We start from the raw sequence: 13739 nt of genomic DNA on the forward strand, positions 1-13739 counted from the left end.
GCTTCGCCAAATCGAGCGCCCGGCCCCTCAGCCTTCCAGTGGCTCCACCGGCAGCGAGCCCAGACCGACGTTGTGCTCGGTCAGTTGCCAGGAGAAGCGAGCTTCGGCCCTGCCCACCACCTCGTGCACTTCAGACCAGTGGCAGTTCGAGAGTCCGGCGAGGGCACCCCAGCGCTGCGGGGGCAACCCCATGAGGGCCGCCAGGGCCGCCCGAATCGATCCACCGTGGCTGACGACCACGAGGGTCTCCGACGGCTCGATGCGGGCGACGGCGTCGGTCACTGCGGCGAGCATGCGCTCCCCGACCTCCAGCCGGTTCTCGGCACCGCCCGCCCGCACCTCGGGGTCTCCCCCGCGCCAGGCCGCGTTGTCGTCGGCGAACTTCTCGTCGATGTCGGCGAAGGACAGGCCCTGCCACGCACCCGCATCCGTTTCGCGGAGCCGTGCGTCGAAGGACACCTCGACGCCGCTGAGCTCACCCAGTGCCGCCGCGGTGTCGGCGGCACGGCGCAGGTCGGAGGAGACGATCATCGACGGCTGCCGGGTCGCCAGCACCTCCGCCGCCCGCACCGCCTGCTCGCGACCCGTCTCATCGAGGTCGATGTCCTCCTGGCCTTGGAACAGTCCCGAGCGGTTCCACTCCGTGCGCCCGTGGCGCCAGAAGATGATGCGGCGAGCAGCGGGGTCGGCGTGGGGGTACCGCGTCACTCCGCGACGTCGTCGGACGCTGCGGTCCGAGGTGAGGTCTGCAGCGCGCCCTCGAGTTGGAGGTCCACGGACGGGCAGTCCTTCCAGAGTCGGTCGAGGGCGTAGAAGACCCGGTCTTCCTCGTGCTGAACGTGGACGATCACTTCGGCGTAGTCGAGGAGGACCCAGCGGCCCTCACTGCGACCTTCGCGCCGCACGGGCTTCAGGCCCTGCTTCGACAGTTCCTCCTCGATGCCGTCGACGATCGCGTTGACCTGCCGCTCACTCGGTGCGGACGCGATCACGAAGATGTCCGTGATGGCGAGGCGGTCACTCACGTCGATGGCGACGATGTCCTGGGCGATCTTGTCCACTGCGGCGTGCGCCGCGGTGCGGGCAATTCCAATGGACTGTTCGGTAGCGCTCACTGATCTCCTTGTGTGGTGCCAGCATTTTCACCCATTGAGGGAGCTGACTGTCATTATTATCCCGGTTGCGAGCGCGGCCGCGCCCACACCGAGCAGCGAATACTGGATGTAGCGGAGGCGGCGGAGCCGTCCCAGCCCAGCAGTCATGGCGTCGAGCGGTTCCAGGCCGAACGCATCCCGTGCACCCAGCGGGGTGCCCTCGCTCTCGGGGGAGCCCTGCCGGGCCTTCGGCAGGACGATGGGTATGAGCGAGGTCGACGGCGCCCGCAGCACGGCGTACATCGCACCCGGAGGCTTGACGAACTCCGGCGGCGCGACGATCGACAGGTTGTCCGGCGCAGCAGGGTCGGTCGGCGCGGGCTTCTGCTCCTGCTGCTCCGACACTTCCTGCGCACGGCGTGCGCGGGAGGTGAGGGCAGCAGCCCGCTCGGCCAGCGCCTTCTGCTGCGCCAGCACTGCCGGATCCACCGGGAAGGCGCTCGGCGTGCCGTCGGCCTGCCCTCCTGCGTCCCTGACGAGCGCCGTGCGAGCCGCGAGGGCCTCCTCGATGCTCATGTCATCGGCTGTACGCGCTGCGTCTGTCGCGGCTAGGACGCCTGCGGGTGACGTCGCGGCTGTGGCACCTGCATTCGCCGCTGCCGTGGCACCTGCGGGTGGCGTCGCTGCGGCTCCGACAGCTGCCAGCTGCGTCGTCAGCTGGCGCCGGCGGTCCCTGCGCCCGCCGGGCAGCGGCTCGCCGAGCGACCCGGCCGGGGGTGCGGCTACCCGGCCCTGCGGCTGCTGCAACCGCAACTGGCGCCGGGTAGGGGTCTCCACGCGGACCGCCCCTTCGACCGGATCCGTTGCATCCCGGTCGCCGCGGTCCGAAGGCACGGGAGTCCGTGCGTTGTCGTCTGCCTTGCCCATTGCTGATTCACCCAGTTGGTTGTTGTACGGAGCTCGAGTTTTCCCCGTGCTCCCCTTCCGTCGACAGGACGTTGCCGTCCTCGACGCGCGAGGACAGGCTGTGCTCCAGTGGCACCCGGTACAGCCGGTGCTTGGCGATGTACTGGACCACACCGTCCGGTACGAGGTACCAGACGGGTTTGCCCTCACCGACACGGCGCCGGCAGTCGGTGCTGGAGATGGCCATCGCCGGTACCTCCAGCAGGCTGACGTCCCGCCCGCGGCCGTTCAGTTCGTGGCCCGGCCGCGTCACCCCGATGAAGTGCGCCAGGGACCAGAGCTCCTCCGCGTTCTTCCACGTCAGGATCTGCGCCATGGCGTCCGCACCCGTGATGAAGAACAGCTGGGCGTCGGGCCGCTGCACCTTCAGATCGCGCAGGGTGTCGATCGTGAACGTCGGGCCCGGGCGCTCGATGTCCACCCGGCTGACCGTGAAGCTCGGGTTCGACGCCGTCGCGATGACCGTCATCAGGTACCGGTGCTCGGCTGCCGTGACGTCCTTGTCCGCCTTCTGCCAGGGCTGGCCCGTCGGGACGAAGACGACCTCGTCGAGATCGAACACCGATGCGACCTCACTCGCGGCCACGAGGTGGCCGTGGTGGATGGGGTCGAAGGTACCGCCCATGACCCCGAGGCGCCAGGGCGACCCGTCACGATGCCGCAGGCCACCCATCACGTCCCGCTCGATCCTGTCCGCCACCGGGACTGCTAGTGTCGGTTCGCTTCGCCGTGGTCGTGGTTGTTGGCGTGCTGCTTGTGCGGGTCGATGTGCTCTTCGACGGCCTCGTGGCGGTTGCGCACGTTGGAGAAGGACAGGGCCACGATCATGAGCGTGAGCAGGGCCCCCATGGCGATGAGCGCGTACGCGATGGCCGGCATGGGCAGCTCGGTGTGTTCCAGGGCTTCGTTCGCCAGCAGCGCGCTGCCGAGGGAGTAGAGCATCGTGGTTCCTCTGTCAGGTCAGGTTCCGCCGGTCCGTCTCGGTCCGGCGCGGGCATTTCTTCCAATGGTACGCGTAAAGGGACGCGCGCTGCCCAGCCTGCCGGCCGGGGTCAGCGGCGGATCTGCCCCTCACCCTGCACGATCCATTTGGTCGTCGTGAGCTCCGCCAGCCCCATCGGTCCCCGCGCGTGCATCTTCTGCGTGGAGATCCCCACCTCGGCACCGAGTCCGAGTTCCCCGCCGTCGACGAACCGGGTGGAGGCATTCACCAGGACGGCGGCAGAGTCTACGCCCGCTACGAACTCCTCCGACGACGCCAGGCTGTTCGTGATGATGGCCTCGCTGTGTCCGGTGCTCCACCGACGGATGTGGTGAAGCGCCTCGTCGACGCTGTCGACGGTCCGCACCGCGAGGTCGAGCTGCATGTACTCGCGACCCCAGTCGTCGTCGGTGGCGGGCAGCGCGTCCACGCCCTCGGGCAGGAGGGCCCGCGACCGGTCGTCGACGTGGAGTGTCACACCGGCCCTCACGAGCGCCGCGAGGACGCCGGGAGCAGCCTGGGAGCCGGAATGCACGAGGAGTGTCTCCACCGTGTTGCAGACGCTCGGCCGCTGGGTCTTCGCGTTGAGGAGGATGTCGATGGCCATGTCCTCGTCGGCGCTCTCGTCGAGAAGGATGTGCACGTTCCCCTCCCCCGTCTCGATCACGGGAACCCGTGCGGTGGTCACGACGGACTGGATGAGGTCACGCCCGCCACGCGGGATCAGGACGTCGATCCGCCCACGGGCCGCCATGAGCACCTGGGCGCCCTCCCGGCCGAACTCATCGATGGTGAGCACGGCGTCGTCGGGCAGTCCGTGCGCGTCCAGCGTGTCGCGGATGATGCCCACGAGGGCGGCGTTGGTGGCGGCTGCCGCACTGCCGCCTCGGAGGATGACGGCGTTGCCGCTCTTCAGTGCGAGGCCGGCAATATCGACGGTGACGTTCGGGCGCGCCTCGTAGATCGCCGCGACGACACCGAGGGGCACACGGACCTGCCGCATCCGGAGTCCGTTGGGGAGGGTCTCGGCGCGCACGGCGGTCCCGACGGGATCAGGGAGTGCGGCCAGTTGTGCCAGTGCTTCCGCGAGCCGATCGATGCGTTCCGGGTCGAGGCTCAGGCGGTCCAGCAGGTAGTCGGAGGTCCCGGCGGCGCGGCCGCGTTCGACGTCGGTCCGGTTGGCGGCGAGGACGACGTCCCGCCGTGCCACCAGTGCGTCGGCGATGGCAAGGAGCAGGCGGTCCTTGCGGGCGCGGTTGGCCCTGCCGAGGATGCGGGACGCGGCGCGCGCCCTGTCCGTGATTGCGTGGACGGCCTCCGTGAGCTGCTCCGGGGACAACGCCGGAGCGGCGTCGGTCCGGCCAGGAGTCATTCCAGGAGTCGTTCCGGTGGTCGTCTCAGCCTTCAGGTCCGTCATCCCAGCATTCTAGCGAGAAGCAGGGCGCCGGGCCTCAGGCGCTGTCCTTCATGACGCGGCGGCGGCCTGCAGCACCACGAGGTCGTTCACGTGCACCACCGAGCGCTCGTACTCGGCCCCGAGTTCCTCCGCAAGGTCATGCGTGGAGCGCCCGAGCATCCGGGGGAGCTCCGCGGAACTGTAGTTGACGAGGCCCCGCGCCACGACGGTTCCGTCACCGCTCACGAGCTGCACCGGATCGCCCGCCTCGAACACGCCCGACAGTCCGACGACTCCCGCCGGCAGCAGGGAACGCCGCCGCTCCCCCACGGCGTGCACGGCGCCGTCGTCGAGCACGAGGGTACCGAGGACCCGGGCGAGGTGTGCCAGCCAGAGCAGGCGGATGGGCTGCCGCTTGCCGGTCGCCGTGAACCAGGTGCCGACGTCCTCCCCGCGCAGCGCGGCGGCGGCGTTCGCCGTCGACGTGACGAGGGCGGGGATTCCGGAGGACGCCGCGATGGTGGCGGCCTCGACCTTCGTGACCATGCCGCCCGTGCCTACACCCGCCTTGCCGGCCCGCCCGATCGTGACCCCTTCGAGGTCCGCGGGTGAGGTGACGAGCGGTATCCGGCTCGCACCCGCGCTCGGCGGTCCGTCGTAGAGGGCGTCGACGTCGGACAGGAGCACGAGTGCCTCCGCCTTGACGAGGTGGGCGACGAGGGCGGCCAGCCGGTCGTTGTCGCCGAAGCGGATCTCATGGCTGGCGACCGTGTCGTTCTCGTTCACGATGGGCACGACGCCGAAGTTCAGGAGCCGCTCCATGGCACGGTGGGCGTTGGCGTAGTGGGACCGCCGGACGAGGTCCTCCGCGGTCAGCAGGATCTGGCTCACCGTGACGCCGTGGGCGGCGAAAGCCTGCGAGTACTGGGCCATGAGCAGACCCTGCCCCACGCTCGCGGCCGCCTGCTGCGTGGACAGCTGCGCAGGCCGCCGTGCGAGGCCCAGGGGCGCGAGCCCTGCGGCGATCGCCCCGGAGGACACCAGGATCACTTCGGTCCCGGCCATCCGCCGCTCCGCGAGGACATCGGCGAGGCCGACGAGGGCCTCACTCGAGATCCCGCCGGAGACCGATGTCAGCGACGACGAACCGACCTTGACGACGATCCGTCCCGCGGCGGGCAGGCCGGCACGGGACGCCAGCGGATGCTGCGACTGTTCCTGGGCCACGCGCGCCTAGTCCCGGGACTCGGCGTCCGCTTCCCGCTGGGCAGGAGCGGGCTGCTTGCGGTTCTGCACGGACTCGGTCCAGATGCCGGCCTTGCGGTCGGCCTCGAGGTCGGCCCGGGCTGCAGCCTTCGCGTCCTTGCGCTCCTGGTACTCCTCGCGCTTCTGCTCGCGCGTGGGCCGGACGTACTCCGCGAGGCGCAGGTCGGAGCCTCGCGGCCCGGCGAGCAGCTCCGCGCCGCCCATCATCGTCGGTTCCCAGTCGAACACGACGCCGTCGCCCTCGCCGATCACCACGGTGTCGCCGGGCTTGGCGCCGACCTTGAAGAGTTCCTCCTCGACACCGACCTTGGCCAGGCGGTCCGCGAGGTACCCGACGGCCTCGTCGTTCGTGAAGTCGGTCTGCTTGACCCAGCGCTCCGGCTTCTCGCCGAGCACGCGGAAGAGGGGCAGGGCGTCCTTCTCCTCGAGGCGGATCCGGAACGGTGCGGCGTTGACGCCGCGGGGGCGCAGCACCGGCGGAGCGACCTTCGGGGGTGCGCTGGCGACGGCCTTGCGCGCGTTCTCGACGATCTCGGCCATCGCGAAGCCCAGCTGGCGCAGTCCCTCGTGGCTGGAGGCCGACACCTCGAACACACGGTAGCCGCGCGCCTCGAGTTCGGGACGGACGAAGTCCGCCATGTCCCGTCCGTCCGGCACGTCCACCTTGTTGAGGGCGACGAGGCGGGGGCGCTCGTTCAGGGGGACGACGTCACCGTCGGGCCCGGCGTAGCTCATGTCCACCGAGTACTTCTCGAGTTCACGCTCGATGATGCCGAGGTCCTTCAGCGGATCACGGTCGGTCTCGAGGGCGGCGCAGTCCAGCACGTGCACGAGGGCGGCGCAGCGCTCCACGTGGCGCAGGAAGTGGTGGCCGAGGCCCTTGCCCTCGCTCGCGCCCTCGATGAGGCCGGGGACGTCCGCGATGGTGAAGCGCGTGGAACCCGCTTCGACGACGCCCAGGTTCGGCACGAGGGTGGTGAAGGGGTAGTCGGCGATCTTCGGGCGGGCAGCCGACATCGCGGCGATCAGGCTGGACTTGCCGGCGGAGGGGAAGCCCACGAGGGCGATGTCCGCGATGGACTTGAGTTCGAGGACGACGTCCCGCTCGTCGCCCGGGATGCCGAGCAGGGCGAAACCCGGGGCCTTGCGCTTCTGGGAGGACAGCGCAGCGTTGCCGAGGCCGCCCTGACCACCGGCGGCCGCGACGAACTCGGTGCCCTCACCGACGAGGTCCGCGAGGACCTCGCCGTCCTTCGTCTTGACGACGGTGCCGTCCGGGACGGGAAGGATCAGGGTCTCCCCGCTCTTGCCACCGCGCCAGTCACCCATGCCGTTGCCGCCGTTCGTGGCGTGCCGGTGCGGGGCGTGGTGGTAGTCGAGGAGGGTGGTGGTCTGGTGGTCGACGCGGAGGATAACGTCGCCGCCGTCGCCGCCGTTGCCGCCGTCGGGCCCGCCGAGGGGCTTGAACTTCTCGCGGTGGACGGAGACGCAGCCGTGGCCACCAGTGCCTCCGGATACGTGCAGGACTACGCGGTCAACGAAGCTCGCCACGTTGGTCTCCTTCTACAAATGCTTCACTGTGCCGAGTCTAACCGGCTTAAAAGAAGGTGGGGCGAGCCGTAGAGGCTCACCCCACCCGAATGCTTGTGCATCGTGTGCAGGCAGATTTACTCTGCTGCCGCACCTACGATGTTGACGACCTTGCGTCCGCGACGGGTGCCGAATTCAACGGCCCCTGCCTCGAGTGCGAACAGGGTGTCGTCGCCGCCGCGGCCGACATTGGCGCCCGGGTGGAAGTGGGTGCCGCGCTGGCGGACGATGATCTCGCCGGCCTTGACGACCTGGCCGCCGAAGCGCTTGACGCCCAGGAACTGTGCGTTCGAGTCGCGGCCGTTGCGAGTGGAGCTTGCGCCCTTCTTATGTGCCATGAGTTATGCCTGCCTTCGCTGAAGTTTCGTACGTGACCGATCGATAGCCCGAAGGGACTATGCGATGCCTGTGATTTTGACGCGGGTCAGTTCCGAACGGTGACCCTGGCGCTTCTTGTAGCCGGTCTTGTTCTTGAACTTCTGGATGACAATCTTCGGTCCACGAAGATTCTCGACGATCTCGGCAGTGACGGTGACCTTCGCGAGGTCCTCCGCTGCAGAGGTGATCTTGACGCCGTCTACCAGAAGGAGGGCGGGAAGCTTGAACGTGCTTCCTGCCTGACCGGTGACGCGGTCAAGGGTAACGAGGTCTCCTACAGAAACCTTTTCTTGGCGGCCGCCTGCGCGGACAATCGCGTACACCACTTGGGAACTCACTTCTCTCGACAATCTTGACTTCTGATGAAAAAACCTGGGTGCGCCTCGGCAGCAAACCTGGAGGTTGCTCTTCGTGCCGGAAATCCCGCACCGTTGCTGCCAGACATGCCGGTTAACAGGCGGGTGCACCGAGGGTCTAGATTACGCCAGAACAGCATCTTCCTGCAAATCAGCGGGCTCGTGCCGCCCAGCGCCGGGGCCGTGGACGCGCGGAGCGTCGAAGAAGTCCCGTTCGTACGTGGCGGACCACCTGAACGCCGCGAGCATGGCGTTCCTCTCCGCGGGCGAGGCACGCCGGTGGGCATCGTCCGCGATCTGCTGCGCACGCGCGGTGGCTGCCGCGAAGCTAGGATCGGCGTAGGTGGCGATCCAGTCCGCGTAGGGGTGGGGGCCGGACGGAACGCCGTCGCCCACCTTCTCCTGCACGTGATCCCCGACGGTGGCGTAGAGCCAGAAGCACGGCAGCACCGCGGCCACGAGTTCCGCGTACGAGCCGCGTCCGGCGGCCGCCGCGAGGTGGTCGCAGTACGCCCGCGTGACGGGGCCCGCCTCGCCCTCGCCGAAGCGGGCCCCGGCTTCCCTCGCCAGCCAGGTGCGGTGCAGCTCCGCTTCGGTCTGCAGGCACGACGTCGCCGCCGTCAGCCAGAACAGTTGGTCGTCCTCCGAAGGGGCTAGAGCGGCGGCGCTGGCGAGCACGCGGGAGTACTCGCGGAGGTAGAGCGCGTCCTGCTGCAGGTAGTAGGCGAAATGGTGGGCGGGCAGGGTCCCCTCCGTCAGGCCGGTGACGAAGGGGAGCGCGAGGATCTCGTTCCGGACCGCCGTGGTGTCCCGCCAGGCCAGATCGGCGAAGCGGTGGTGCATGCGCGGGTCGACCGCGGAGTGGAAGTGGTGGACGGGTCCGCTGCCCGCTCCCACGTCCAGGAGGTCCGCGGCCTCGAGCGCCCCCTCGAGCCAGGATTTCGCTTCGCGGACGGCCGTGGGCCAGTCGGCGGTGGCGGCGTACCGGCTGGCGATCGCCGACGACAGGGAACAGCCCGTGCCGTGCGTGTTCACCGTGTCCACGCGCCGCCCGTCGAGGACCAGTGCGTCGTCGGGACCTCCCGGCGGGGAGAGGAGGGCGTCGGGACACCGCTCCCCCGGCAGGTGCCCGCCCTTCACCAGGACACGCGTGCCGAGCCGCGCCGCAAGGGTGCTCCCCTGGGCGAGTGCCTCCGGCCAGGAGGTCGCCGGCTCGGCTCCGACGAGTACGGCGAGTTCCGCGATGTTGGGGGTGACGAGCGACGCGCGACGGGCGACGTCGATGACGGCCCGTACGGCGTCGTCGAGCAACCGGGCTCCGCTCGTGGCCACCATGACCGGGTCGAGCACCACGGCGGGCGGGCGGGCGTCGTCGAGCCATCCCGCCACGCAGCGCGCGATGTCGGCGGAACCGAGCATCCCGATCTTCACGGCGCTGATGGACACGTCCTCGGCGACGGCGTCGAGCTGCTGCCGGAGGAACTCCGCGGGAGGGGTGTGCACGCCGGTGACGCCCCGGGTGTTCTGCGCCGTCAGGGCGGTCACGACGGCCATCGCGTAGCCACCGTTGGCGCTGATGCTCTTGATGTCCGCCTGGATCCCGGCTCCGCCGCTCGGGTCGGAGCCGGCGATGCTGAGGATATTGGGAATTCCGGACGTGGGTGTGGTAACCGCAGTATGCATGGGTGACATCCCTCCGCTAGGCGTCGGGCGCACGCGCCCGCTAGATCAGGTTCGACGGGTTTGATCTCAGCCCTGCATCCGGCAGGGCACCCCGTGTCGCGATCAAGCCTAGCGCAGCCAGGCAGGTCGAGGCAGCCGCGGGCCGGACCGCCGCGGGTCCCGGCAGCCGGTCGTCAACGCAGCCGGTCGTGCACGCAGCCGGTCGTCCACGGGAACGCGGAAGGCCGGAGTCCACTGGGACTCCGGCCTTCCGTGCGCCGGACGCACCGGCACCTGGCTGCTACAGCTCCGAGGCGGGTACACCTACGCCGAAGATGAGCGGCTCGGACGCCGAGGCCTCCGGCCTCCGCACAGGCGCCTGGGCCCTGGCGACATGCCGGGTGCCGGAGGGTTGCGCGGCGGACTCGGCGGTCTGCGTCTCGATCGTGGTGTCCGCGGCGCCCTGCGCGCTGCGGGCGACGCGACGGCGCGGGCGGTTTCGCCGGGCCGGCGCCTCCGCGACGGGGACCTCGGTGCGGACGGGTGTCTCCGGCGCGCTGTCTGCGCTGCCGCCCTCACTGCGTCCCTCATCGCCACCCTCACTTCGGACCTCACTGCGGACCTCACTGCGGACCTCACTGCCACCCTCGGGCGCCTGGAATCCGTCGGCTCCCCCGGCTGCAGCATCGTCGCCCGCGGGCCTCCTGTTGAAGGCCTCACTCAGGCTGTCGAGCGTCAGGCGGGTTGCCGGCACCTCCGGGCTCTCCTGGACGGTCGGGCGGCGGTTGTCCGCGCGGGGCAGCGTCACCGTCTCGCCGTTGATCGTCAGGACCGCCTCCGTCACCTGGATGTCGGCGACCGCGGCCGGGTGCTCCTCCTCGTGGTGGTGCGTGGCGGCAGCGATGCTGGCGAGGGCGGCGCGTGCGGCCTCCGCCTTCGCCGCGCGGTCGGGGCTGTCCGCGACAGGAGCCACCGGCTGGACCCCGTTCTCGTCCTGCTGCTGGCCGCCGCGGCCCCGGTTCCGCTTGCGCTCGCTCCGGGAGACCCTGTCCTGGCGCGCGGGCTGCTGGGTATCCGGCACGGCGGTGTGGCTGCGGTGCTCCACGGGCTCCATGTGGGTGACCACGCCGCGGCCCGCACAGTGCTCGCAGTCCTCTCCGAAGACCTCGAGCAGGCCCGTACCCATGCGCTTGCGGGTCATCTGGACGAGGCCCAGCGAGGTCACCTCAGCGACCTGGTGCTTGGTCCTGTCCCGGCCGAGGCATTCGACGAGGCGGCGCAGCACGAGGTCGCGGTTCGCCTCGAGCACCATGTCGATGAAGTCGATCACGATGATCCCGCCGATGTCGCGGAGCCGCAGCTGGCGCACGACCTCCTCGGCCGCCTCGAGGTTGTTCTTCGTGACGGTCTCCTCGAGGTTGCCGCCGCTGCCGGTGAACTTGCCCGTGTTGACGTCGACCACGGTCATGGCCTCGGTGCGGTCGATCACGAGCGAGCCGCCCGACGGCAGGAACACCTTGCGCTCCAGGGCCTTCGAGATCTGCTCGTCGATGCGTGAGGCGGCGAAGATGTCCTCCTCGCTCGTCCACTTCTCGAGCCTGCCGACGAGGTCCGGAGCGACGTACATGACGTAGGCCTCGATGGTGTCCCAGGCCTCCTCGCCCGAGACGACGAGCTTCGAGAAGTCCTCGTTGAACACGTCACGCACCACCTTGATGGTGAGGTCGGGCTCGCCGTACAGCAGCTCGGGTGCGAGGGTCTTCGTGGAGCCGGCCTTGCGCTCGATCTCCTCCCACTGGGCACGCAGGCGGTTGATGTCGTGCGTCAGCTCTTCCTCGCTGGCGCCTTCGGCCGCGGTCCGGACGATCACGCCGGCGTTCTCCGGGAGCCTGTCCTTGAGGATGCGCTTGAGGCGGTTGCGCTCGACGTCGGGCAGCTTGCGGGAGATGCCGGTCATGGAGCCGCCCGGGACGTACACGAGGTAGCGGCCGGGCAGGGAGATCTGACTCGTGAGCCGCGCACCCTTGTGGCCCACGGGATCCTTGGTGACCTGGACCAGGACGGGATCACCGGACTTCAGCGCGAGTTCGATGCGGCGCGGCTGGCCGTCCAGGCCGGCGGCGTCCCAGTTGACCTCGCCTGCGTAGAGGACGGCGTTGCGGCCGCGTCCGATGTCGACGAAGGCGGCTTCCATGCTCGGCAGCACGTTCTGGACCTTGCCGATGTACACGTTGCCGATCAGCGAGTCCTGCTGCGTCTTGGACACGAAGTGCTCGGCCAGGATGCCGTCCTCGAGCACGCCGATCTGGATCCTGTCGTCGCGCTGTCGCACGATCATCTGGCGGTCCACGGATTCGCGGCGTGCGAGGAACTCGGCCTCGGTGATGACCTGGCGGCGACGGCCCGTGTCGCGGGATTCACGACGGCGCTGCTTCTTGGCCTCGAGGCGCGTGGATCCGCGGACGCTGGTCACGCGGTCGGAGACGGGCTCGCTGGCCTGCCGGGGAGCCCGGACCCGCGTGACGGTGTTGGGCGGATCATCGTCCTCGCCGCCGGTCAGCTCGAGGTCCTGGTCGCCACGGCGACGACGGCGGCGACGGCGTGAGGTGACGCCCGCACCCTCCTCGGGCCCGTTGGAGCGGGACCGGTCGTCGGAGTCCTCCGTTTCGGCGTCGTCCGTGCCGGCCTCGGCGGGGGCGGCATCGCGGGTGCGGTTCCGGCTACGGCGGCTGCGGCGTGAACGGCGACCGGACTCCTCGGAATCCTCCTCCTCGCTGTCCTCCTCGCTGGGCGGGGTGATCTTGACGGACGGCACGGAGACGGTGCTGAGGTCCGGGGCGTGGAACAGGAGGGACAGCGGTGACTCGGGGATGGCGAAGGGGTCGAAGCGGTTCTCGGCCGCCGGCTCGTCCTCCTGTGCTGAGTCCTCGGGCGCGGCGCCGGGCGATTCCTGGGGTTCCGTGGCAGCGGCCGACGTGGAACCCGCGACGGGGGTCGTCGCTGCTCCGGCGTCCGCTGCTCCGGCGTCCGCTGCTTCCGCGTCGTCCGCCTGCACGGGCTCGGAGGCCCGGCGGCTCCGGGTCCTGGTCGTGCGGCGCGCGCGGGTCGGCTTCTCCTCGGCGGGCGAGTCGGCCTCGGTGCCGGCCGCATTCCCGGCGCTGTCTGCTGGTACCGCCGGGGCTTCGGCGGGGGCCGTCCCGGCCGCCGCCTCGTCGGATGCGGTCACGGGGGCGAGCGCATCGGTGGGGGTGGTCTCCGCGGGGGCGGGCTGCTCCACCGGGCGGGCGGGGCCTGCTTCGGCCGTCGCGGCACGACGGCGGGTGCGGGGCGCGCGGGTGGATGCGGCGGGCGCGGCGTCGGTAGAGGACACGGTCTGCGAACCGGCCGTGCCGTCCATCGGCACGTCGGACCCGGACGGGATGGGTGCCTCGGCTGCGGTCTCGTCGGTGACGACGACCGGCTTGCGGACCCGGGTGGCCCTCTTGCGGACGGGTTCGGCGGCCGCTGCCGCCTCGGGTGACGGCTCCGGCGCCTTGGGAGGCGCTCCGGCCGGTGCGCTGGCGGTACGGCGCTTCCTCGGCGCCTTCACCGGTGCGGCCTGCTCCTGGGCGTCCTGCCCGGCAGCTGATGCTTCCGGTGCGTTCTGTTCGTTCCCCAGCTGTTCTGACTGATCCATAGGTGCCTGCTCCAAGCCCCTGCGGCACCGGCCACATTCCAGCGCCCTCCAGGGCGGTATGTCGGACCGCCGCGGGCCCTTCGCCCGGCGGCTGACCGGAAGTCGTTGTCATGTCGTCCGGGGTCACACCGTCATTGGGGTGCGGAATCACTCGGAGACCAGTGGCGCTTTTCCAACTCAGCCGCCCTTGTCGACGGTGGGTCCCGCCAGCGGATTCCGCCTACTTCCGCCGACGGGGCGGACTCGGTAGGACGGAAGCATCGCTCTCGGAACGGAAGCCTGTCACTGGACCGGCGGGGGAATGTGGTTCCCCCGCCAGCCTTCGCCATTGTCTCACACCACCCTTCGAAAGGGACTCCCGACCCGCACCGGA

General features: G+C 70.2%; 12 protein-coding genes and 1 riboswitch. All 12 genes read right to left on the bottom strand.

Features of this window, described 5'->3' with window-relative positions; all coding sequences use genetic code 11:
- Window positions 1–27: 27 nt before the first annotated feature.
- Window positions 28–708 (bottom strand): histidine phosphatase family protein, encoded by a 681-nt coding sequence (locus tag ACX80I_RS08395; protein ID WP_459344658.1) that lies wholly within the window; start codon window positions 706–708, stop codon window positions 28–30.
- Window positions 705–1115, bottom strand: coding sequence for a ribosome silencing factor (rsfS, locus tag ACX80I_RS08400; protein ID WP_087073567.1), 411 nt, complete (start codon window positions 1113–1115; stop codon window positions 705–707). The genes ACX80I_RS08395 and rsfS overlap by 4 nt, the downstream gene beginning before the upstream one ends.
- 27 nt (window positions 1116–1142) lie before the next feature.
- Entirely contained in the window at window positions 1143–1931 is a 789-nt protein-coding gene (locus ACX80I_RS08405) for a hypothetical protein (protein WP_459344659.1), read from the bottom strand.
- Between the two features lie 97 nt (window positions 1932–2028).
- On the bottom strand, window positions 2029–2685 hold the full coding sequence (nadD, locus tag ACX80I_RS08410; RefSeq protein WP_459344750.1) for a nicotinate-nucleotide adenylyltransferase: 657 nt from the start codon (window positions 2683–2685) through the stop codon (window positions 2029–2031).
- A gap of 83 nt (window positions 2686–2768) precedes the next feature.
- A complete protein-coding gene (locus ACX80I_RS08415; RefSeq protein ID WP_459344660.1) occupies window positions 2769–3002 on the bottom strand; it encodes a hypothetical protein in 234 nt (77 codons plus the stop codon).
- A gap of 110 nt (window positions 3003–3112) precedes the next feature.
- On the bottom strand, window positions 3113–4459 hold the full coding sequence (locus tag ACX80I_RS08420) for a glutamate-5-semialdehyde dehydrogenase (protein ID WP_459344661.1): 1347 nt from the start codon (window positions 4457–4459) through the stop codon (window positions 3113–3115).
- A gap of 48 nt (window positions 4460–4507) precedes the next feature.
- The gene (gene proB, locus ACX80I_RS08425; RefSeq protein WP_459344662.1) at window positions 4508–5665 is read right to left on the bottom strand and encodes a glutamate 5-kinase; all 1158 of its coding nucleotides are present in this window, start codon (window positions 5663–5665) and stop codon (window positions 4508–4510) included.
- 6 nt (window positions 5666–5671) lie between these two features.
- Complete coding sequence (gene obgE / locus ACX80I_RS08430) at window positions 5672–7255, bottom strand: GTPase ObgE (RefSeq protein WP_459344663.1); 1584 nt, start codon at window positions 7253–7255, stop codon at window positions 5672–5674.
- Between the two features lie 116 nt (window positions 7256–7371).
- A complete protein-coding gene (rpmA, locus tag ACX80I_RS08435) occupies window positions 7372–7632 on the bottom strand; it encodes a 50S ribosomal protein L27 (protein WP_087073579.1) in 261 nt (86 codons plus the stop codon).
- 57 nt (window positions 7633–7689) lie between these two features.
- Window positions 7690–7998 (bottom strand): 50S ribosomal protein L21, encoded by a 309-nt coding sequence (gene rplU, locus ACX80I_RS08440; RefSeq protein WP_459344751.1) that lies wholly within the window; start codon window positions 7996–7998, stop codon window positions 7690–7692.
- A 153-nt stretch (window positions 7999–8151) separates the two neighbouring features.
- A complete protein-coding gene (gene thiD / locus ACX80I_RS08445) occupies window positions 8152–9711 on the bottom strand; it encodes a bifunctional hydroxymethylpyrimidine kinase/phosphomethylpyrimidine kinase (protein ID WP_459344664.1) in 1560 nt (519 codons plus the stop codon).
- A riboswitch (TPP riboswitch) is annotated at window positions 9703–9815 on the bottom strand. (Overlaps the previous gene by 9 nt.)
- Window positions 9816–9991: 176 nt before the next feature.
- Entirely contained in the window at window positions 9992–13366 is a 3375-nt protein-coding gene (locus tag ACX80I_RS08450) for an Rne/Rng family ribonuclease (protein ID WP_459344665.1), read from the bottom strand.
- Window positions 13367–13739: the final 373 nt, after the last annotated feature.

This window comes from Arthrobacter rhamnosi (genome assembly GCF_054510855.1).

Coding starts and splice junctions, on each gene's coding strand:
- nadD (WP_459344750.1), bottom strand. CDS start 2,685: ATGGGCGGTACCTTCGACCCCATCCACCACGGCCACCTCGTGGCCGCG.
- ACX80I_RS08415 (WP_459344660.1), bottom strand. CDS start 3,002: ATGCTCTACTCCCTCGGCAGCGCGCTGCTGGCGAACGAAGCCCTGGAA.
- ACX80I_RS08420 (WP_459344661.1), bottom strand. CDS start 4,459: ATGACGGACCTGAAGGCTGAGACGACCACCGGAACGACTCCTGGAATG.
- rpmA (WP_087073579.1), bottom strand. CDS start 7,632: ATGGCACATAAGAAGGGCGCAAGCTCCACTCGCAACGGCCGCGACTCG.
- thiD (WP_459344664.1), bottom strand. CDS start 9,711: ATGCATACTGCGGTTACCACACCCACGTCCGGAATTCCCAATATCCTC.
- ACX80I_RS08450 (WP_459344665.1), bottom strand. CDS start 13,366: ATGGATCAGTCAGAACAGCTGGGGAACGAACAGAACGCACCGGAAGCA.